Origin of the sequence: Bradyrhizobium sp. 87, assembly GCF_023073015.1 — a bacterium.
Lineage (GTDB): Bacteria > Pseudomonadota > Alphaproteobacteria > Rhizobiales > Xanthobacteraceae > Bradyrhizobium > Bradyrhizobium canariense_D.
In genome coordinates this window covers 62,929-82,242 of sequence record NZ_JADPIQ010000061.1, presented here as the reverse complement: position 1 = coordinate 82,242, position 19,314 = coordinate 62,929, and the positions used below count along the sequence as shown (strand labels likewise).

The window sequence follows — 19,314 nt, the reverse complement described above, 5'->3', positions numbered from 1 at the left end:
GCGATGAATATTCAGTTCCGCGAAAGCTCCGAAGCCGCTTCCCCACTGGCCGTCAAAACCGCGATCGCGGACTGCGACATCCATCCGGCACGCGCGACCCGCGCCGAGCTCTATCCCTACCTGGCCAAACGCTGGCAGCATCATCTCGAAGTGTACGGCGTCCATGCCTATCAGGGCATGATGGAAGGCCCGCCCTATCCGAAGGCCCAGCCCAACGCCTCGCGCCGCGACGCCTATCCGCCGGAAGGCGGGCCGCAGGGCTCCTCGCTGTCCTTCATGCAGAAGCAGCTGCTCGATCCCAACAACGTGCAGCTCGGCGTGCTCAATCCGCTCAACACCGGGCAAGGCATCCGCAATCACGAGCTTTCGGCGGCCTTGTGCTCGGCGATCAACGACTGGCAGATCGACAAATGGACCAGCAAGGACAAGCGGCTGAAGGCGTCCATCGTCGTCGGCAATGAGGACGGGCTGTCAGCCGCCGCGGAAATCCGCGAGCGTGCCGGCGACAAGAATTTCGTGCAGGTGCTGCTGCTCAGCCGCAATGTCGAGCCGCTCGGCCAGCGTCGCTACTGGCCTATCTATCAGGCTGCGGAAGAGGCCGGCCTTCCCGTCGGCGTCCACGCCTTCGGCTTCGGCGGCAACCCCATCACGCCGTCGGGCTGGCCCTCCTATTACATCGAGGAGATGGTCGGCCACTCGCAGTGCCAGCAATCGGCGCTCGCAAGCCTCGTGCTGGAGGGCGTGTTCGAGCGCTTCCCGAAGTTGAAGATGGTGATGATCGAGGCCGGCTTCGGCTGGGCGCCGTCGCTAGCATGGCGGCTCGACAAAGTCTGGCAGCGCCTGCGCAGCGAGGTGCCGCATGTCAAGCGGCCGCCGTCCGAATATATCCGCGAGCAGGTGTGGTGGACGACGCAGCCGATGGAGGATCCGGAGCGGCGCGAGGATCTGTTCGATGTCATCAAGTGGATCGGCTGGGACCGGCTACTGTTCGCGACCGACTATCCGCACTGGGATTACGACGAGCCGTCGCGCGTGCTGCCCGCGGGCGTCAGCGACGACGACCGCGAGGCCTTCTATCTCGGCAATGCGAAGAAGCTGTACGGGATCAGTTGATGGCGCGGCATGTGATTGCCGCGGTCGACGAGCTTCCGCCCGGCACGCGAAAATTTCTGGAGATCGACGGACGGCCGATCGCAATCTTCAACATCAAGGGTGAATATTTCGGCCTGATGAACCGCTGCCCGCATCAGGGCGCTGCGCTGTGCGAGGGACCCTTGATCGGGCTCGCGCAATCGAAGGATCCGGGCGAGATCGAATATACCAAGCTCGGCGAGATCATTCGCTGCCCCTGGCATGGCTGGGAGTTCGACATCCGCACCGGCCAGTCCTACTGCGACCCTCGCCGCTTCCGCGTGAAGGCCTACCCGGCCCATGTCGAGCCGGGTGCAAGCGTGGTGAAGGGGCCGTATGTCGCCGAGACGATACCCGTGAAGATCGAGAGCGACTACGTCGTGGTGGAGCTGTAGCGAGAAGCAGGTTGCGCGGACATGCGCCGGCACGATTTCAGGCCTTATTCCGCGTTGCCGCGATCATCCACTCACGGAATGCGGCGAGCTTCGGCGCTTCGCGGCGCCCCTCCGGCGCGACCAGGTAGAAGCCCGCATCGGCCGGCAGCGCGATCTTGAAGGGGACCACTAGTCGCCCCTTGGCGATGTCGTCCTGGACATAGGAGGTCCGCCCCATCGCCACGCCGATGCCGTCGATCGCGGCCTGGATGGTCATGAAGATCATGTCGAAGGTGATGCCGGGCTGCCTGGCGATGTCGGCCGGCAGACCCGCCGCCGTCAACCACAGCCGCCAGTCGTCGCTGTTGGCGTTGGAGGTGTGCAGCAGCATGTGGCTCTTGAGGTCCTCGGGACAGCGCAACGGCTTGTCGCCACGCAGCAGAGACGGGCTGCAGACCGGAAACAGCTCGTCCGCCATCAGCCAGTCGGCGCGCAAGCCCGGCCACTGGCCGCGCCCGTAGCGGATCGCGGCATCGACATTGTCGCGCTGGAAGTCGACGAGGCTGGTGGAGGTCGTGATACGGACGTCGATGCCGGGATGGTGCTCCTGGAAATCGGTCAGCCGCGGCAGCAGCCATTTTGCGGCGAGCGAAGCCAGCGTCGAGACCGTCAGCACCTTGTCATCGTCCTTGCGCAGCAGCCGATCGGTGGCAAGCCGGAGGTCGTTGAAGGCGGCGCGGACGCCCGGCAGATAGTCGCGCGCCTCGGCCGTCAGCGCCAGCGCGCGGTTCTGCCGGACGAACAGGCGGATGCCGAGCTCCTCCTCGAGCCTGCGGATCTGGTGGCTGATCGCGGTCTGGGTCACGTTCAGCTCGGACGCCGCCAGCGTGAAGCTGAGATGGCGCGCGGCGGCCTCAAAGGCCCGCAATCCATTCAGGGAGGGCAATCTGGCAGTCATCTGGCAGCAGGATACATGACGTTATTTCATGCGAAAGAGTACAAATTGTCGTTTGTCGCAGTGCACCCGGAAGCAGATATTAGCGGTCAACTTAGCTCCAGGAGCTGGCAATGTCTACTTTGACCCAGAATTCGATGACAAATCATCATGCGCCAGGGCTGATCCACCAGATCGGCGAGACGCTTCACGTTTGGCACGAGCGTTACCGGACCCGGCGTGAGCTCACCAACTGGTCCGCGCGCGACCTTCAGGACGTCGGACTGTCCTGGAGCGATGTCGCCTACGAGGCCGACAAACCCTTCTGGCGGGCCTGATTGGCCGCCAGGCCGGCGCCGCCTGACTGTGGGGGCGCCGGCGGTCCCTTTCCCCTTTGGTCCCCTTGGGGGCGCGTGTCATGAGCACCCTTCGCCTGGAAGATCTGAAGCAATATTCGGACACGCTGCGCACGCGACACGGCGAGGCGCTGCGCGTTCGTTTCGTCGAGCCGCGCGACACCGAGGAGCTCCAGCACTATTTTCGCTCGCTCTCGACGCGGTCCCGATACAACCGCTTCTTCGGCGCGATCAGCGAACTGCCGCAGGGCCTGCTGCACGAATTCCTTCAAATCGGCGAGCGCGAACGTTTTACCGTGGTGGCGACCATGATGGTCGACGGCTTCGAGACCATCGTCGCCGAAGCGCGCTATGCGCTGCATGCCGAAACCGCGACGCTTGAATTCGGTCTGTCGGTTGCCGACCGCTGGCAGGGCCACGGCATCGCCACCGTGCTGATGAAGAATCTTGAATGCCGCGCGGCCGCGCTCGGCGCCGACCACATGTTCGGCGACACGCTGCGCTCCAACGCCGCCATGATCTCGGTCGCGCGTAAATCGGACTTCGCCTTCGTCAACCATCCGGACGACTGGAAGCTAGTGCGCTTCGACAAGGAGATCTCCGTCGCACCGAAAGACATTCCCTGCGCGAGCTGGCGCCTCGTCGCTCTTTCCCGTCAGGCCGATAGCCCCTCAGCCTCGGCCTGACACCACTCGAGCCCGGCCTGGCGAAAACCAGAGCCGGGCATTTTTGCGCCGCTACTTCCCCGTGAACACCGCCTTGCGTTTCTCGATGAAGGCCTGCACCGCTTCCTTGTGATCGGCGGTCGTGGTCAGGCGAACCAGACGTTCGGCCTCGTGGTCGCGCGCGGTCTCGAAGTCGAACAGCAGGGCCTCGTCGAGATTGTCCTTCATGTAGCGCAACGCGAGGCGCGGACCTTCAGCGAGGGATTTTGCCAGTGCAAAGGCCTCCGCCTGCAATTTGTCATCGGGCACCACGCGGTTGACGAGGCCGATGGCCTCGCACCTGACAGCATCGACCCGATCGCCGGTGAACAGCAGCTCGCGCGCCCGCGCGGTGCCGACGAGGCGCGTCAACAGCCACGCGATGCCATAGTCGCCGGACAGCGCGATGCGCGCATAGCCGGTGGCCACGAAGGCCGATTGCGCGGCAATGCGGATATCGCAGGCCATGGCGATGGCGAGCCCCGCGCCGACCGCCGGCCCCGGCAGCGCCGCGATGGTCGGCTTGCGCACCGACACCAGCGCGCCGGTGAGCAGGCGCTGCCGCTCCTGGAGATCGGCGACCTTGTCGTCAAAGGACATCTCCAGCTTCTTCGGGTCGCGATGCGCGCCCATGCCCTTGACGTTGCCGCCGGCGCAGAACGCTTCGCCGGCGCCGGTGATCAGCAGCGCGCCGACATCGGGGTTCTCGCCGCAGGAGCGGATCATCGTACGCAGCGCCGGGGTCAGCGCGTCCGACAGCGAGTTGCGCGCCTCGGGCCGGTTCAGCGTGATCAATGCGACGCGATCGCGGATCACGCAGAGGAGTTCACTGGTGCCGGTATCGATGGTGGTTTCCGTGGACATGATTCCCGCCCTTGTAGGATGGGCAAAGCGAAGCGTGCCCACCAATTGCTGTTTCGTCGTTGATAGTGGGCACGGCGCTATGCGCCTTTGCCCACCCTACGGCAGCTTGCCTCAAAACTTCTCCACCCAGGGCCGCAGCTCCAGCTCCCAGCTCCAGGCGCTGCGCGGCTGCTGCAACACGTTCCAGTAGCTCTCCGCGATGGCATCGGGATCGAGCATTGAATCCGGCTTCTCCGGCGCTTCCGTGCGCGCTGCGCTCCTGATGCCGCCATCGATCACGAAATGGGCGACATGGATGCCTTGCGGCGACAATTCGCGCGCCATGCTCTGCGCGAGCCCGCGCAGTGCGAACTTGCCCATCGCGAACGGCGCGGACTGCGCATAGCCCTTGACGCTTGCCGAAGCGCCGGTGAACAGGATCGCGCCGTGCTGGTTCGGCAGCATGCGCCTGGCCGCTTGCTGCGCCACCAGGAAGCCGCCATAGGCACTGACCGCAATGGCGTTCGCCACGTCGGCCGGAACGAGATCGACGAACGGCCCGCGCGCGCGGCCGCTGGCGTTGTAGACGACCACGTCGGGCATGCCGATCTCGCGTTCGACCAGGCCAAACAGGCGTTCGACCGCATCAGGCTCGGTGGCGTTGCAGGCATAGGCCTTGGCGCCGGTCTCGCTGCAGAGCGCGCCGAGCTTCTCGATTTTTCGCGCGGCCAGCGCGACGCGGATGCCCTGGGCGGACAACAACCGCGCCAGCGAGGCGCTCAGGCCTTCGCCGGCGCCGACGATGAGGGCGATCTTGTATTTCGGGTGTTCCATGGCGTGATCTCTCGAAGACGGGAAGCCGCTGATCTATGCACGGTCCGCGCGGACAACCAGCCGGGACGATCATAATTCCGCAGAGCGAATTGCGCCCTCACGGCGATCATGCCTCCCTGACAATTTGCGGCTTTATCCGCTTTCGCGACTGGAGCATGATCGACATCATCACAAGCGGCAAGCGCCAAATCAGCGCAAAATGACCGCAAGGCGGAAACGAAGAGGATGATCATGCGACAGCCGGCCCCCGCGCAGCCAAAACAGGTCGCGGCCGCACCATCCGGACTGCTGGCTCCCGATACCACCGGCATGAATTTCTACCGCGCCGATCAGGCACTCACCGATCTCCTCCGCATTCATCTACCGGAGACGCTATTCCGCCACATCGAGCCGCATCTCGATCGGCTGGGCGAACTCGCCGGCGGCGTGCTCGATGAATGCGCGCGGCTCGCCGACCGGCACACACCGGTGCTGCACCAGCGCGACAAGTTCGGTCGCGACGTGCAGTGGATCGAATACCACCCGGCCTATCGCGAGCTGGAGAAGGCCGCCTTCGGCGAGTTCGGCATCCACGCGCTCTCGATCCGCAAGGGCATCATGGGCTGGCCGGACAAATATCCTGTCGTCGCCAAGCACGCCTTCACCTTCCTGTTCAACCAGACCGAATTCGGCATGGGTTGCCCGATCAACGTAACCGACGGCTGCGCCAAGCTGCTCGCGAATTTCGGCAGCGAGGCGCTGAAGGCGAAATATCTCGACGGACTAACCCAGACCGACATGAGCAAGCTGACCCAGGGCGGCCAGTTCATGACCGAGAAGGAAGGCGGCTCCGATGTCGGCACGCTGACCACGACGGCCGTGCAGGAAGGCGACCATTGGCGCCTCACCGGCGAAAAATGGTTCTGCTCGAACGCCGACGCAAAGATCGTGATGCTGCTGGCGCGCCCCGAAGGTGCCGGCCCCGGCACGCGCGGAGTCGGCCTGTTTCTGATGCCGCGCTTCCTCGACGACGGCTCGCAGAACCACTACCGGATCGTGCGTCTGAAGGACAAGCTCGGCACGCGCTCGATGGCCTCGGGTGAAATCAAGCTCGAAGGCGCGATCGCCTACGCGGTCGGCAAGCTCGACCGCGGCTTCGTGCAGATGGCCGAGATGGTGAACTCGTCGCGGCTCTCAAATGGCGTCAAATCCACCGCGCTGATGCGGCGGGCCTACCATGACGCGATGACGGTGGCGAAAAACCGCGTGGTGTTCGGCAACCGCATCATCGACCTGCCGCTAGGTCGGCGCCAGATGCTGAAGATCATGCTGCCGGTCGAGCAGGCGTTGTCGATGAGCTTTCTCACTGCGGACGCGCTCGACCGCGCCGAGGCCGGCAGCCAGGATGCGGCCGCACTGCTGCGCATCCTGACGCCGACCTTGAAATTCCGCGCCACCCGCGATGCGCGAAAGGTCTGTGGCGATGCGCTCGAGATGCGCGGCGGCATCGGCTATATCGAGGAATTCGCGACCGCCCGCCTGCTCCGCGACGCGCATCTCGGTTCGGTCTGGGAAGGCACCGGCAACATCGTCGCGATCGATGCGCTGAGGCGTGCGGTCGGCCGCCACGGCGCCGAATCCGCGCTGGCCGCCGATCTGCATGCTCGCCTCGATGACAGCCCCTCGGTGCCGCAGGCCTGGCGCGACCGGCTGCACACGCTCACCGATCGTGCGGTGGGCTTCGCACGCGAGGTCGCGGGAAAGGCCGACAATGAGGCCGATGCGCGCCGCGCCACCAGCCTGCTCTATCATGTCGCCGGTGCCGTCGCGCTCGCCTGGGAGGCGCATCGTATTCACGACATGCGGGGCGATGCGCGCAGGCTGTTGTTGTCGCGGCTGGTGATCGATCACCGGGTGTCGCCGAGCGATCCGTTCCGGCTGACGGAAAATGCCGTGCAGCAGAAGATCGCGGCGCTGCTGCTCGGCGATCGTGCAGGCAGCATGAGCGAGGTTGGCGAACTGGTCCTGGCAGCGTAGGCTGCACCCACGTTCGAAGCAAAAAAAGCGATAGGGAGTGCTCGATGAAGGCGGCCGTCCTCCATGAAGTCAACAAGCCCCTAGTCATCGAGGATGTCAGCCTGCCGAAGCCCGGCCCGCGCGAGGTCCTGATCCGGACCTCGGCCGCAGGTCTCTGCCACTCCGATCTGCACTTCATGGAAGGCCTTTATCCGCATCCGCTGCCCGCGGTGCTCGGGCACGAGTCGGCCGGTGTCGTCGAGCAGGTCGGCTCCGACGTCACCTATGTGAAGCCCGGTGATCATGTCGTCACCTGTCTTTCGGTATTCTGCGGCACCTGCGACAACTGCACCACGGGCCGCACGGTGCTCTGCACCGACACCACGGTGAAATTGCTGCCGGGGGTGTCCAATCGGATGCAATGGGCTCGCTCCGAGAAGCTGCATCAGTTCCTCAACCTCTCGTCCTTCGCCGAGCAGATGCTGGTGCACGAGAACGCGATCGTCAAAATCCGCAAGGAGATGCCGCTCGATCTGGCCGCGCTGATCGGCTGCGGCGTCATCACCGGCTACGGCGCGGTCGTGAACACGGCGAAGGTGACGGCCGGCGAGACCGTGGCCGTGATCGGCTGCGGCGGTGTCGGCATGGCCGCGATCAACGGCGCGCAGATCGCGGGCGCCGGCCGCATCATTGCCATCGACACCAACCCGGCCAAGCTCCAGCTCGCGACCAAGCTGGGCGCCACCGACATCATTAATCCGGCAGACGGCGACGTCGTGAAGCAGGTGCGCGATCTCACCAATGGCGGCGTGCATCATTCCTTCGAGGTGCTCGGCCGCAAGGAGACCGCGGAGCAGGCCTTCGGCATGCTCGCCTCGGGCGGCACGGCCACCATCGTCGGCATGATTCCGTTCGGCCAGAAGATCGAGCTGCACGGCTTCGACTTCCTGCGCGAGCGCAGGATCCAGGGCTCATCGATGGGCTCGAACCATTTTCGCGTCGACATGCCGCGGCTGGTGGATTTCTACCTGCGCGGCCGGCTGCATCTGGAAGACTGGATCTCGGCCAAGCTGAAGCTCTCCGAGATCAACGAAGGGTTTGCCAACATGAAGGCCGGCAAGACGCTGCGCAGCGTGATCATGTTTGACAGCTGATGGCTCGATGACGCGGGTCGCCCAGGATTAAGGCAACTGGTCCGGGCCGGCCAAGTCGCCACGCGACTCTTTCAGGAGCAGCAGCGCCGCAGCTGTCACGAGACCCGTGGCGAGCAGGTACAGGGGCGATATGTTCAAACCGGGCCCTTCGATGACCAGATAGGAGAACAATCCCGCGGTCGACGCGATGAAGCCGAGCCAAGCAAGCTTCGGAAAGCGAAATCCACGTTCGCCGCGCCAAAGATCATGCACGAGGTAGTACACGAGAAGGCTGTTGCAGAGTGCCGCCGGCAGCACGCCCAGGACGATTCCGTTTTCGAACGCGAGATAGGATAACACGCCGTCGACCTGAGCAATCACCGCGAAGGGCACATAGCGCGGATTGAGGCAGGCCAGCGCGATCGACGCAAGCTCGAACGCGTAGAAGTACCGCTCGTGCATCTTCGGGAGCAGATACGGCATGAGCATGAGCGATACACAGGCGACGAGCAGAATAAACTCCGGCCCCGCCCGTCGAGAGCGCGCGATGAAGATCGACAAGGCGAGCCCGCTCGCGGCCGCGAGCACCATGCCGACGGCGACTCCGATCGCGTACGGCAGTCCGCCAGCCAGCACCCAGATGTTCGCTGCGTTCATGGTGAGGCGATTGAAGGTGTGAGCTTGGTCCAGATAGACCGCGAACACGGAGGCCAAAGATCTACCGGCGACCAGAACCGGAATGGCGAGAACCACATAGATCCCGGGAACGGTGGCGAGCCATGCCGGGTGGATCCTGCGGCGCAGAATCATGCCGAGCACGAAGGGTCCCAGGAACACGCCCTGAGCCTTCACCGAAAATGCCATCGCAAATGACGCAACGCCATTTCGGTCCCGCATGAACAGCGCGATGGAAACCAGCGTGAAGTACGTCCAGATCGAATCACTCTCCGCCCACACCGCGCCGTTGAAGATCACCGTCGGTGCAAGCCAGACAGCGCAGAAGGCCAGGGAAGCTCGCAACGGCAGCTTTGTCGCTCGCCAGACGATCTGGGCCACAGTGATCGCGCAGCCCAACTCGAATACTGCCGAGATCGCTTTCACGAGGGAAAGTGGCTCGCCTAGCCAATCAAATCGGGCGGCAATCAGCAGGAGGTAGCTGTAGAACGGCGTGTAGTTGGTAAAGGCTTCGGCCAGCCCGGCGACTCCGTGATCGCGAGCAAAGACATACCAGGGGATCAGATGCTGAATGGCGTCATCGGTCGCGTGTTCCCGGGCAACGTAGCGGAGCGCAAGGCCGACAAGTCCACATCCGATCGCGACGGCGATTGCAAGCCGCCAACTCTCTGGCTGCGTCTTGTTCGGATTGACGTCATGACCGGGCCCGCGGATCGCGTCGATTCCAACAATGTCTTTTGTCACGCGATCACTCGTGAGGCTCCATTTCGTGACCCAACCTCTACGGGCCATCAATTCATAGCTGGATAACGTCTGGTTTCGCAGGTCTTAAGATTGCCGCGAAACGGTTGCTTGGTTAGCGAATGCTTTAGAGGAATTGACGCTCGTCGAAATGGCTGCCGGCGGGAAGGTAAGCCCGGCAAGACCAAATCTTGACCAACTGATGAACTGTCCTGGAGCATGACGGCGGAGGCTGGAGCGGCACTATCGCTGCAAATGTCGCGTGAAGATCCGCACCACATGGCCCCTGACCCGCGGCGCCTCGTCGTAGAGGTCTGAGGCGAGCCGCTCGATGGTCTCGCGCAGCGACAGGAACTGGGCCTGCCGCGCGCTGCTTTCGGTGCCTTGCATGCCCGCAAGCTCGTCCATGGCGGCGTCGCTGATCTGGCACTGCACGACCTCGCCGTCGTTCAGCATGGTGAAGCGAAAGGCGAGCCGTTCGAGATCATGGCCAATGATCCTGTCGCGCATGAGTGGCATCAATTCGTCCCGGTCGACCCCCGCGCCGAAAATGCCGAAAATCCCGCTGCTTGTCAGCAGCAAAGGCAATCCATGGCCTACTGAAATGCAACTTCGGCGAAACTGCGGAGCTTGCGGGAATGCAGTCGCTCGGATTCCTGCTGCTTGAGCCGTTCCAGCGCCTTTAAGCCGATCTCGAGATGCTGGCCGACGCGGCGGCGGTAGAATTCGCTGGCCATGCCTGCGAGCTTGATCTCGCCGTGGAGAGGCTTGTCGGAGACGCACAGCAGCGTGCCGTAAGGGACGCGAAAGCGGTAGCCGTTGGCGGCAATCGCGGCCGATTCCATGTCGAGCGCAACCGCGCGCGATTGCGACAAGCGGCGAATGACATCGGGCCCGCTGATCTCCCAATTGCGGTTGTCGACGCTCGCGACGGTGCCGGTGCGCATCAGGCGCTTGAGCTCGAATCCTTCGAGCCCGGTGACGTCCTCGACCGCCTCCTCGAGCGCCACCTGCATCTCCGCGAGCGCCGGGATCGGCACCCACAGCGGCAACTCACGATCGAGCACATGGTCCTCGCGCACATAGCCATGGGCGAGCACGTAGTCGCCGAGCCGCTGCGTGTTGCGCAGGCCCGCGCAATGGCCGAGCATCAGCCAGGCATGGGGCCGCAGCACGGCAACATGGTCGGTGACGTTGCGCGCGTTCGACGGACCGGTGCCGATGTTGATCAGGGTGATACCACGATAGCCGGGCGCGGCCAGGTGGAAGGCAGGCATCTGCGGCGTGCGCGCGGGCGCAACGCCCGTCGTCGCGCCGCCGCTGCGCGTGATCACATTGCCTGGAGCGACGAAGGCATCGAGGCCCGCCTCGCCAGCCTGAAGCCGCTGCTGGCAAAGCTGCGCGAAGGCGTCGACATAGAACTGGTAGTTGGTGAAGATCACGAAGTTCTGGAAATACTCTGGATCCGTGCCCGTGTAGTGGTAGAGCCGGCGCAGCGAGTAGTCGACGCGGGCCGCCCGAAACAGGGACAGCGGTTCGGGCGCGCCGGGCTGGAGCTCGAAAGTGCCGTCGGCGATGGCATCGTCCATGGTGGCCAGATCAGGCACGTCAAACGCATCGCGCAGCGATCGCGTCACCGGCGAGTTCTCGCTGGTGGTGATGGCGGCTTCGATGTTGATGTCGCGGCGATAGGCGAAGTGAACGGGGATCGGTTCGCTGGACTCGCCGATTTCGACTGGGACACCGTGGTTCTGGATCAACAGTCCGATCTGCTCTGTGAGATAAGTCCGGAACAGATCCGGCCGCGTGACGCTGGTCTCGTGCACACCGGGCCGCGCGACGAAGCCGTAGGCGAGCCGCGAATCCAGCCGCGCATGCGTCGCGGTGGTGATACGGACGAAGGGATAGAAGGCCCGCACCCGCGTCGTGATTGCCTCGCCGTTGACGTAAGCTTCGAACCGGTCGCGCAGGAACTTCGTGTTGCGCTCGTAGATCTCTTCGAGGCGGGCGACGGCGAGGCCGGCGTCGGAATAGGATTCGGTGGCGACGGAGGGTGGAGATTGGATGGATTGCATTGTTCGACGCCGGGTTTGCTGGGGCTGAATCGAACTATAGCAAGAAAACTAAAGCAAGAAAGAAGCCGCCCGTCATTGCGAGCGTAGCGAAGCAATCCAGAAATCTCGCCACGGAGGCGACCTGGATTGCTTCGCTGCGCTCGCAATGACGAATGGGATGACGCGCTTTCGCGCGTCACTTCTCCCGGAACGCTCGCATGAACTGGTCGTGCAGCGGCTTCATCAGGTAGGACAGCATGGTGCGATCGCCGGTCTGGACGAACGCTTCCGCCGGCATGCCGGGGATCAGCCTGGAGTCACCGAGCTTGGCGACCTCCTCTGCGGACAGCGAGACGCGGATGGTGTAGTAGCTCTGGCCGGTGCGCTGATCGGTGGTGACGTCGGGCGAGACGCGGCTGACGACGCCGTTGAGCTCCGGCGTTGTGCGCTGGTTGAACGCGGACAGGCGCAGCAGCGTCTTCTGGCCGATCTGGAGCTTGTCGATATCGACCGGATTGACCTTGGCTTCGACCTGGAGATCGTCGGCCTGCGGCACGATCAGCATGAGGGCGTCGCCGGCGGTGATGACGCCACCAACGGTATGCACCGTCGATTGCAGCACCATGCCGTCCTGCGGCGCGCGGATGTCGACACGGCGAAGCTGGTCCTCGGCGGCGACCTTGCGCTCGATCATTTCGCCGATCTTGTCGTTGGTCTCGCGCAGATCCTTCGAGACCTCGCTGACCATGTCCTTGTCGACCTGGATGATCTGGAGCTCGGTCTCGGTGATCTTGCCCTTGGCCTGCGCCCGCGAGGCGATGTATTGCGCGCGCTCGCCGTTGAGGCGGGCGCTGTCGCGTTCGAGCGTGGTCAGACGGGAGATCTGCACCAGGTGCTTGTCATAGAGATCGCGGACACCCACGAGCTCCTGCTGCACCAGCGAAATTTCCTTGTCCTTGGCCCGCTCCTGCGCGGAGAGGCCCTCGATCTCTTCATTGAGCTGCTGGATGCGCTCGCGCAGCTGCGCCTTCTGGCCGGCGCGTCCGTTGACGCGGACGTCGAACAGCTTGGTTTCGGCGGAGAGCAGCGCCTTGACGTCGGGATCGTTGCCGCGATCGAGCAACGCTTGCGGGTAGTCGATCCTGTCGATTCCGCGCTGCTCGGCCTGGAGCCGCGCCGCACGCGCCTGCGCCGCGTCGAGATTCTTGGTGACGATGGCGAGATTCGCCTTGGTGACGGTGTCGTCGAGCCGCACCACGATGTCGCCAGCCTTAACTACGTCGCCATCGCGAGCACGCACCTCGCCGACGACGCCGCCGGTCGGATGCTGCACCTTTTTGACATTGGACTCGACGACGATCTGACCCGGCGCGATCAGCGCGCCCGAAATCTGCACCGTCGAAGCCCAGCCGCCGAGGCCGACCAGGAGGACCAGCACGATCCCAAGCCCGAGCATCAGGTGAAACCGGATCGACTGCCGTACGGTCCTCTTCGCGGCAGGCTTCGCGCCGCCGAGCGCCATCGTGCTCATGCCTTGGCTCCGCCTTCGCTGACGATCTTGATCGGCGCCGGCGGCGTCACGCGCGGCTGGAGCACCTGGGCGAGCACCTGTTCCTTCGGCCCGAAGGCCTGCATGCGGCCGTCGCGCAGCACCAGGATCTGGTCAACCGCTTCCACGCCGATCGGACGGTGCGCCACTACGATGACGATGGCGCCGCGCTCGCGCGCCGCGCGGATGGCGCGGGTCAGCGCCTCGTCGCCTTCGGTATCGAGATTGGAATTGGGCTCGTCGAGCACGATCAGGAAGGGGTTGCCATAGAGCGCGCGCGCCAGCGCCACGCGCTGCGCCTGGCCCGCGGAGAGCGCCGTGCCCTGCTCGCCGACCTGGGTGTTGTAGCCCTCGCGCATCTTGATGATCATCTCGTGCACGCCGGCTTCCTTGGCGGCGCCGATGATGCCGTCAGACGTGGCCTCGGGATCGAAGCGGCTGATGTTCTGCGCGATGGTGCCGCCGAACAATTCGACGTCCTGCGGCAGATAGCCGATGTGGCGGCCAAGCATGTCCGACGACCACTGGTCGAGCGCCGCGCCGTCGAGCCGCACCTTGCCGCGGACCGGCTGCCAGACGCCGACCAGCGCGCGGATCAGCGACGACTTGCCGGAGCCGCTCGGTCCGATCACGCCGAGGCCATTGCCGGCTTCGAGCGCAAAGGTGATGTCTTGCACGATGAGGCGCTGGTCGCCCGGCGGCACCATGGCGATACCTTCGACCGAGAGGCGGCTGGTGGGCGCCTGCAACTGGGTCGGCATCGTCTGCGCCGGCATCTGCTCGAGAAGGCGGGTCAGACGATGCCAGCTCTGGCGTGCCGCGACAAAGGATTTCCAGTGCGCGATCGCGAGGTCGACCGGCGCGAGCGCGCGTGCCGAGAGGATCGAGCCGGCGATGATGATGCCGGCGGTCGCCTCCTGGTGGATGACGAGATAGGCGCCGACCGCGAGCACGGCCGATTGCAGCATCATGCGCAGCACTTTTGCGACCGCGCCGAGACCGCCGGCGACGTCGCTCGCACGCTGGTTGCCGTCGAGATATTTTTCGTTGGCCTCGCTCCAGCGCGCGTTCATCCGGCCGGCCATGCCCATCGACACCATGACTTCGGCATTGCGGCGGCTGGCCTGGGCGAGATCGTTGCGCTGGGCGGCGAGCCCCATCGCCTCGCGCGCCGGCTGGCGGGACATGAACTCGGTGACCAGCGTCAACCCGACCAGGATGACGGCTCCGACCAGCGCGGTGACGCCGATCATGACGTGGAAGGCGAAGCAGATGGCGAGATAGAGCGGCAGCCAGGGCAGGTCGAAGAACGCGCTCGGTCCCATGCCGCCGAGGAAGGAACGGACATTGTCGAGATCCCGCAGCGGCTGAAGCCCCTCGTTGCGGCTGCCAACCAGCAGCGGCAGGCGCACGATGGTGTCGAACACCCGCTTGTTCAAGGCTTCGTCCAGGGCGGTACCGACCCGGCCCAAGATCCGGTTGCGGATCATGTCCAGCACGCCCTGCGCCATGTAGAGGAAACCGGCGAGGACGATCAGGCCGACCAGGGTCGGAATACTGCGGCTCGGCAGCACCCGGTCGTAGACCTCCAGCATGAAGATCGACCCGGTCAGATAGAGCAGGTTGATCATGCAGCTCATCAAGCCGACGCCGACAAACGCCGTGCGACAGGCGCGCAGCGCATCACCGAGCTCTGAGCGGCGGACGCCGGGAACGGCTGCCATCAGTCTGATCTCTTTCGGGTAGGGGCCAAAGTCCCTGATTTCAAAGGCAAATTCAGGAGTAATTGACCCGGATTAACATCGCGTTTGCGCTCATCGCTCAACGCAGTCGAACACCCGGGACCCCTATGGCCCACATCACCCCCGACCGACCTTGCACGCAAGTCCGGAATCTCACGATCTTGCGGCTTTTTCTTGCAGACATGTCACCTCTCCCCGGGCGGGGAGAGGTCAAAAGTTCGATCAATTGAACCCGGGCGCCATTAGAACCGGCCGCCGCCGCGGACCAGCCGCACCACCAGCAGCAGGATGACCGCGCCGATGGCGGAATAGATGATCTCCGATATCAGCCCGGTGCCGATGTGAATGCCGAGCTTCGGAAACAGGAAGCTTGCCACCAGCGCGCCGGCGATGCCGACCACGATATCGCCGATGATGCCGAACCCGGTTCCGCGCACCACCTTGCCGGCCAGCCAACCAGCGACGAGGCCGACGAACAGGATGACAAGCAAGCCTTCATTCGAAATGTACATAAATGAGGTCCCTCTCCGTGAACGGTTCCATGGAAGCGGAACCGGGATGAACGAGGTCTGAATGCTGTTCCCCCGTTCCCCGCTGGCGGTCCAAATATCATGACAGCGCGGTGACCGGCTCCGCCAGCACGCACCGTGCTGCCCGGCCCGGCCCGACCTCCACATTCCCAGGCAATTGCTCCAGGCAGCGCGGCTGGGCAGCGGCGCAGCGGGGCGCAAAGGAGCAGTTGTGCGGCCGCTCGCCCAGCGACGGCGGGGTGCCGGGGATGGTCTCGAGCCGCTGTCCCCGCTTGGCCCCGTGGACGGTCGAGGCGAGCAGGCCCCTGGCGTAGGGATGCACCGGCGAGCGGACGATGTCGCGAAGCGTGCCCTGCTCCACGATCTGGCCGGCATACATCACCGCGACCCGGTCGCAGATCTCGATGGCGACCCCGATGTCATGGGTGACGAAGATGACGGACATGCCGAACTCGCGCTGCAGCTCGCGCAACAGCAGCAGGATCTGGATCTGCACGGTGGCATCGAGCGCCGTGGTCGGCTCGTCCGCGAGCAATATCTTGGGACGACACGCGAGCGCCAGCGCGATCATCGCGCGCTGACGCATGCCGCCGGACATCTCATGCGGATAGGCATCGAGCCGCCGTTTTGCGGAAGGAATGCGCACGACCTCGAGCATTTCGAGTGCGCGCGCCCTGCCCTCCGCATACGACTTGCCTTCGTGACGCACCACGCTTTCGGCGATCTGCGCGCCGATGGTGTAGACCGGATCGAGCGCCAGCGCCGGCTCCTGAAAGATCATCGACACGGTTTGGCCGCGGAACGACGACAGCTGCTCGTCGTTCATGGCGAGCACGTCGCGGCCCATGACGTTGACCTTGCCCGTGATCTGCGTGCGCTTCTTCGGCAACAGGCGCATCAGCGCGCGCAAGGTCACGCTCTTGCCCGAGCCGGACTCTCCGAGCAGGCCCAGCACCTCGCCGTCGCCGAGCGAGAGACTGAGATCGTTCACGGCATACACCGTGCGCTCCCCGGTGAAGCGGATGTTAAGGCCTGAGATCTCGACGAGCTTTGTCATGACGGAAGTTTCGGCAGCCTTTCGTGGTAGTCGGTGGCGCGCTGGAACGCGGCGCCGATGGTGAGCAAGGTCGCTTCATCGAACGAGCGGCCGATCAGCTGCATGCCGATCGGAAGACCGCTTTTGGTGAAGCCCGAGGGCACCGTGAGCGACGGCAGGCCGAGGTAATTCACCGGACGGGTGAACAGCGTCAGCCGCTGCAACAGCGCCGGCGCATTCGGCCCGCCGCCAACGTCGCTCTCCTCGATCGTTGGCGCCGGCACGGGGGACGCCGGCGCGATCATCGCGTCGACGCCCGATGTGGCAGCGTTGTGCGCGGCGAGCGCAGGTCCGCGCCAGCGCATCGCCTCGAGATAGGTGATGGCGGGGACCGCGAGGCCGTTCTGGAGCCGCATCAACACCTGCGGACCATAATCCTGCGGCCGCTCAATCATCCAGCGCTTGTGGAAGGCGGCGGCTTCGGCTGCGAGCACGAGCTGGCTTGCCGAGGACAATTGCCGCTGATCGGGCAGCTCGACCGTGACGATGTCGGCGCCCTCACGCTTGAGCACCGCAACGGTCTCGTCCAGCACGCGCGCGACCTCGCCGTCGAGATCATCGACATAGAAGGACGAGGGGACGCCGACCTTGAGGCCCTTCAGCGAGCCCTTGGTCGCGCCGACATAGTCAGACAGCGGCTCATGACTGCAGGTCGAATCCTCAGGATCAGGGCCGGCCATCAGCGCCAGCAGCAGCGCGCAATCCTCGGCGGTGCGGGCGAGCGGGCCGACCGTGTCGAGCGACTGCGACAGCGGCATCGCGCCGGCGCGGCTGACCCGGCCGACGGTGGTCTTCAATCCCGTGACGCCGCAGAAATGTGCGGGCATGCGGATCGAGCCGCCGGTGTCGGAGCCGAGCGCCGCATAGGTCAGTCGCGCCGCGACCGCCGAGCCCGAGCCCGACGACGAGCCGCCGGTGATGTGCGCAGCGTTCCAGGGATTGCGAACCGGGCCGTAATGGGCGTTATGGCCAGTCGGGCCATAGGCGAATTCGGCGAGATGCAACGTGCCGAGGCGAACCTGGCCGGCGTCCTTCAGCCTCTGCAAGGCGGTGGAGGTCACTGTCGGAACGAAGTCGCGGCGGATCAACGAGCCGCAGGTCGCGACGTGACCTGCGTCGTAATACATATCCTTGTGCGCGAGCGGCACACCGTGCAGCGGACCGCGGACTTCCCCCTTGGCGAGTTCGGCGTCGGCGGCATCGGCGGCCTTCAGCGCTGCCTCTGCCTCGATCGACATGAAGGCGTTGAGGTGCGGCTGCCACTGCGCGATGCGATGCAGCAGCGCACGCGTCACCTCATGCGAGGACACCTGCTTCATCGCGATCGCGCGCGCGACCTCGGTGAGCGTCATCAATGCGGGCTCGGTGCTCATTTCGAGACCTTGGCAGTCTGCGCGATCGGATAAAGCGCGGGCTCGAGATCGAACGGCAACGTGCCGGCAATGGCCGCAAAGCCCTCGAAGGCCGGTCCGATGGAATTGGAGATGCGCGTCGCGATCTCGTCGTCGACGGGAACGCCGGCGACCTGTGCCGTCGCCTTGATCTCTTTTGTCGTCGGTCTCATGCGGTTTCCTCCTTCGGCGCGCGGCGATGGCCTGAACCCGGGATCGCCATGTAGCACGCGGCCTCGTGGCCCATTCTATCGAGCGCGGTGAGTTTTGGTGTCGCATTTGCGCAGAGCGGCTCCGCAAACGGGCAACGGGTGTGGAAGCGGCAGCCCGAGGGTGGATCGATCGGATTGGGCGGATCGCCCGTGATCGGCGGCGTCTCGGTGCGGCGGTCCGGATCCGAGGACGGCATCGCGGCAAGAAGTGCGCGCGTATAGGGATGCGCCGGTTGGTCCCAGACCTGGTCGACCGGGCCGAGCTCGACGACCTCGCCGAGATACATCACCAGCACGCGATCGCTGATATAGCGCACGACGTTGAGGTCGTGACTGATGAAGAGATAGGTCAGGCCGAACTCACTCTTGAGATCGGCAAGCAAATTGAGCACCTGCGCCTCGACCGACTTGTCGAGCGCGGAGACGGCTTCGTCGAGAATCACCAGCCGCGGCGACAGGGCCAGCGCACGCGCGATGTTGACGCGCTGGCGCTGGCCGCCGGAGATCTCATGCGGGTAGCGGTTGGCAAAGTTTGCAGGAACCAGGCCCACTTTGCCCAGCAGCTCGCGCGCCAGCGCGCGCGCGGCGCCGTCGGCCATGCCGTGCACCTTTGGGCCGAAGGCGATCGAGTCCTCGATGGTCAGGCGCGGGTTGAGCGAAGCGTAGGAATCCTGGAACACCATCTGCATGCCGCGGCGCAGCTCGCGCAAGGAGAGCGACTGGCCGACGCTCATGCCGTCATAGATGATGTCACCGGTGTCGCGCGGCATCAGATGCATGAGCAGCCGCGCGGTGGTCGACTTGCCGCAACCGGACTCGCCGACGATGCCGACGGTCTCGCCCTTGGCGACGGTGAACGAGACATTATCGACCGCCCGCACGGTGCGCTTTGCGGCGAACAGGCCGCCACGAACCGGGAAATGCTTGGTGAGGCCGTTGACCTGGAGCAGCGGCTGGGCGACGCCGCCGAGGTCTTCGATCGGCTCCAGCATTGCGACGGAGAGGTTGGTTTCGCTCATG

General features: G+C 64.8%; 19 protein-coding genes. 6 read left to right on the top strand and 13 right to left on the bottom strand.

Translation table 11 applies throughout. The features are described from left to right. Positions 1 to 3: 3 nt before the first annotated feature. Positions 4 to 1,113 (top strand): amidohydrolase family protein, encoded by a 1,110-nt coding sequence (locus tag IVB50_RS15355; RefSeq protein ID WP_018457576.1) that lies wholly within the window; start codon positions 4 to 6, stop codon positions 1,111 to 1,113. Further along, positions 1,113 to 1,526, top strand: coding sequence for a Rieske (2Fe-2S) protein (locus IVB50_RS15350; RefSeq protein ID WP_018457577.1), 414 nt, complete (start codon positions 1,113 to 1,115; stop codon positions 1,524 to 1,526). The genes IVB50_RS15355 and IVB50_RS15350 overlap by 1 nt, the downstream gene beginning before the upstream one ends. Before the next feature lie 37 nt (positions 1,527 to 1,563). On the opposite strand, the gene IVB50_RS15345 is transcribed toward IVB50_RS15350, so the two are convergent. Further along, positions 1,564 to 2,463: a transcriptional regulator GcvA gene (locus IVB50_RS15345; RefSeq protein ID WP_026233402.1), complete on the bottom strand. Its 900-nt coding sequence runs from the start codon at positions 2,461 to 2,463 to the stop codon at positions 1,564 to 1,566. Positions 2,464 to 2,573: 110 nt separating this feature from the next. On the opposite strand from IVB50_RS15345, the gene IVB50_RS15340 reads away from it, so the two are divergent. Next, a complete protein-coding gene (locus IVB50_RS15340) occupies positions 2,574 to 2,777 on the top strand; it encodes a DUF1127 domain-containing protein (protein ID WP_007599575.1) in 204 nt (67 codons plus the stop codon). Positions 2,778 to 2,857: 80 nt separating this feature from the next. Further along, positions 2,858 to 3,481 (top strand): GNAT family N-acetyltransferase, encoded by a 624-nt coding sequence (locus IVB50_RS15335; protein WP_018457580.1) that lies wholly within the window; start codon positions 2,858 to 2,860, stop codon positions 3,479 to 3,481. 51 nt (positions 3,482 to 3,532) lie between these two features. On the opposite strand, the gene IVB50_RS15330 is transcribed toward IVB50_RS15335, so the two are convergent. After that, on the bottom strand, positions 3,533 to 4,363 hold the full coding sequence (locus IVB50_RS15330; protein WP_018457581.1) for an enoyl-CoA hydratase: 831 nt from the start codon (positions 4,361 to 4,363) through the stop codon (positions 3,533 to 3,535). 111 nt (positions 4,364 to 4,474) lie between these two features. Next, positions 4,475 to 5,176 carry an SDR family NAD(P)-dependent oxidoreductase gene (locus tag IVB50_RS15325; protein WP_018457582.1) on the bottom strand — a complete coding sequence of 234 codons (702 nt, stop codon included), beginning with the start codon at positions 5,174 to 5,176 and terminating at the stop codon, positions 4,475 to 4,477. A 231-nt stretch (positions 5,177 to 5,407) separates the two neighbouring features. Between IVB50_RS15325 and IVB50_RS15320 the strand changes: the two genes are divergently transcribed. Continuing rightward, complete coding sequence (locus IVB50_RS15320) at positions 5,408 to 7,192, top strand: acyl-CoA dehydrogenase family protein (RefSeq protein WP_026233403.1); 1,785 nt, start codon at positions 5,408 to 5,410, stop codon at positions 7,190 to 7,192. Between the two features lie 44 nt (positions 7,193 to 7,236). After that, entirely contained in the window at positions 7,237 to 8,325 is a 1,089-nt protein-coding gene (locus IVB50_RS15315) for a Zn-dependent alcohol dehydrogenase (protein ID WP_018457585.1), read from the top strand. Positions 8,326 to 8,352: 27 nt separating this feature from the next. Here IVB50_RS15315 and IVB50_RS15310 read toward each other — a convergent pair whose 3' ends face one another. From IVB50_RS15310 to IVB50_RS15265, 10 genes are all read right to left on the bottom strand, one after another. Next, entirely contained in the window at positions 8,353 to 9,723 is a 1,371-nt protein-coding gene (locus IVB50_RS15310; protein ID WP_018457586.1) for a hypothetical protein, read from the bottom strand. Positions 9,724 to 9,963: 240 nt separating this feature from the next. Then, a complete protein-coding gene (locus IVB50_RS15305) occupies positions 9,964 to 10,239 on the bottom strand; it encodes a DUF1488 family protein (protein ID WP_026233404.1) in 276 nt (91 codons plus the stop codon). A 77-nt stretch (positions 10,240 to 10,316) separates the two neighbouring features. Then, positions 10,317 to 11,795: an AMP nucleosidase gene (locus tag IVB50_RS15300; protein ID WP_018457588.1), complete on the bottom strand. Its 1,479-nt coding sequence runs from the start codon at positions 11,793 to 11,795 to the stop codon at positions 10,317 to 10,319. 175 nt (positions 11,796 to 11,970) lie between these two features. Then, positions 11,971 to 13,305 (bottom strand): HlyD family type I secretion periplasmic adaptor subunit, encoded by a 1,335-nt coding sequence (locus IVB50_RS15295; protein ID WP_018457589.1) that lies wholly within the window; start codon positions 13,303 to 13,305, stop codon positions 11,971 to 11,973. Next, positions 13,302 to 15,047 (bottom strand): type I secretion system permease/ATPase, encoded by a 1,746-nt coding sequence (locus tag IVB50_RS15290; RefSeq protein WP_018457590.1) that lies wholly within the window; start codon positions 15,045 to 15,047, stop codon positions 13,302 to 13,304. Before IVB50_RS15290 ends, IVB50_RS15295 begins: the two co-directional genes overlap by 4 nt. Before the next feature lie 260 nt (positions 15,048 to 15,307). Continuing rightward, positions 15,308 to 15,577 carry a GlsB/YeaQ/YmgE family stress response membrane protein gene (locus tag IVB50_RS15285; RefSeq protein WP_007605178.1) on the bottom strand — a complete coding sequence of 90 codons (270 nt, stop codon included), beginning with the start codon at positions 15,575 to 15,577 and terminating at the stop codon, positions 15,308 to 15,310. Positions 15,578 to 15,674: 97 nt separating this feature from the next. Then, complete coding sequence (locus IVB50_RS15280; protein ID WP_018457591.1) at positions 15,675 to 16,652, bottom strand: ABC transporter ATP-binding protein; 978 nt, start codon at positions 16,650 to 16,652, stop codon at positions 15,675 to 15,677. Beyond that, positions 16,649 to 18,064 carry an Asp-tRNA(Asn)/Glu-tRNA(Gln) amidotransferase GatCAB subunit A gene (locus tag IVB50_RS15275; protein ID WP_018457592.1) on the bottom strand — a complete coding sequence of 472 codons (1,416 nt, stop codon included), beginning with the start codon at positions 18,062 to 18,064 and terminating at the stop codon, positions 16,649 to 16,651. Before IVB50_RS15275 ends, IVB50_RS15280 begins: the two co-directional genes overlap by 4 nt. After that, entirely contained in the window at positions 18,061 to 18,255 is a 195-nt protein-coding gene (locus IVB50_RS15270) for a hypothetical protein (protein ID WP_018457593.1), read from the bottom strand. Before IVB50_RS15270 ends, IVB50_RS15275 begins: the two co-directional genes overlap by 4 nt. Continuing rightward, positions 18,252 to 19,313 carry an ABC transporter ATP-binding protein gene (locus tag IVB50_RS15265; RefSeq protein ID WP_018457594.1) on the bottom strand — a complete coding sequence of 354 codons (1,062 nt, stop codon included), beginning with the start codon at positions 19,311 to 19,313 and terminating at the stop codon, positions 18,252 to 18,254. Before IVB50_RS15265 ends, IVB50_RS15270 begins: the two co-directional genes overlap by 4 nt. Between the last annotated feature and the right edge of the window lies 1 nt (position 19,314).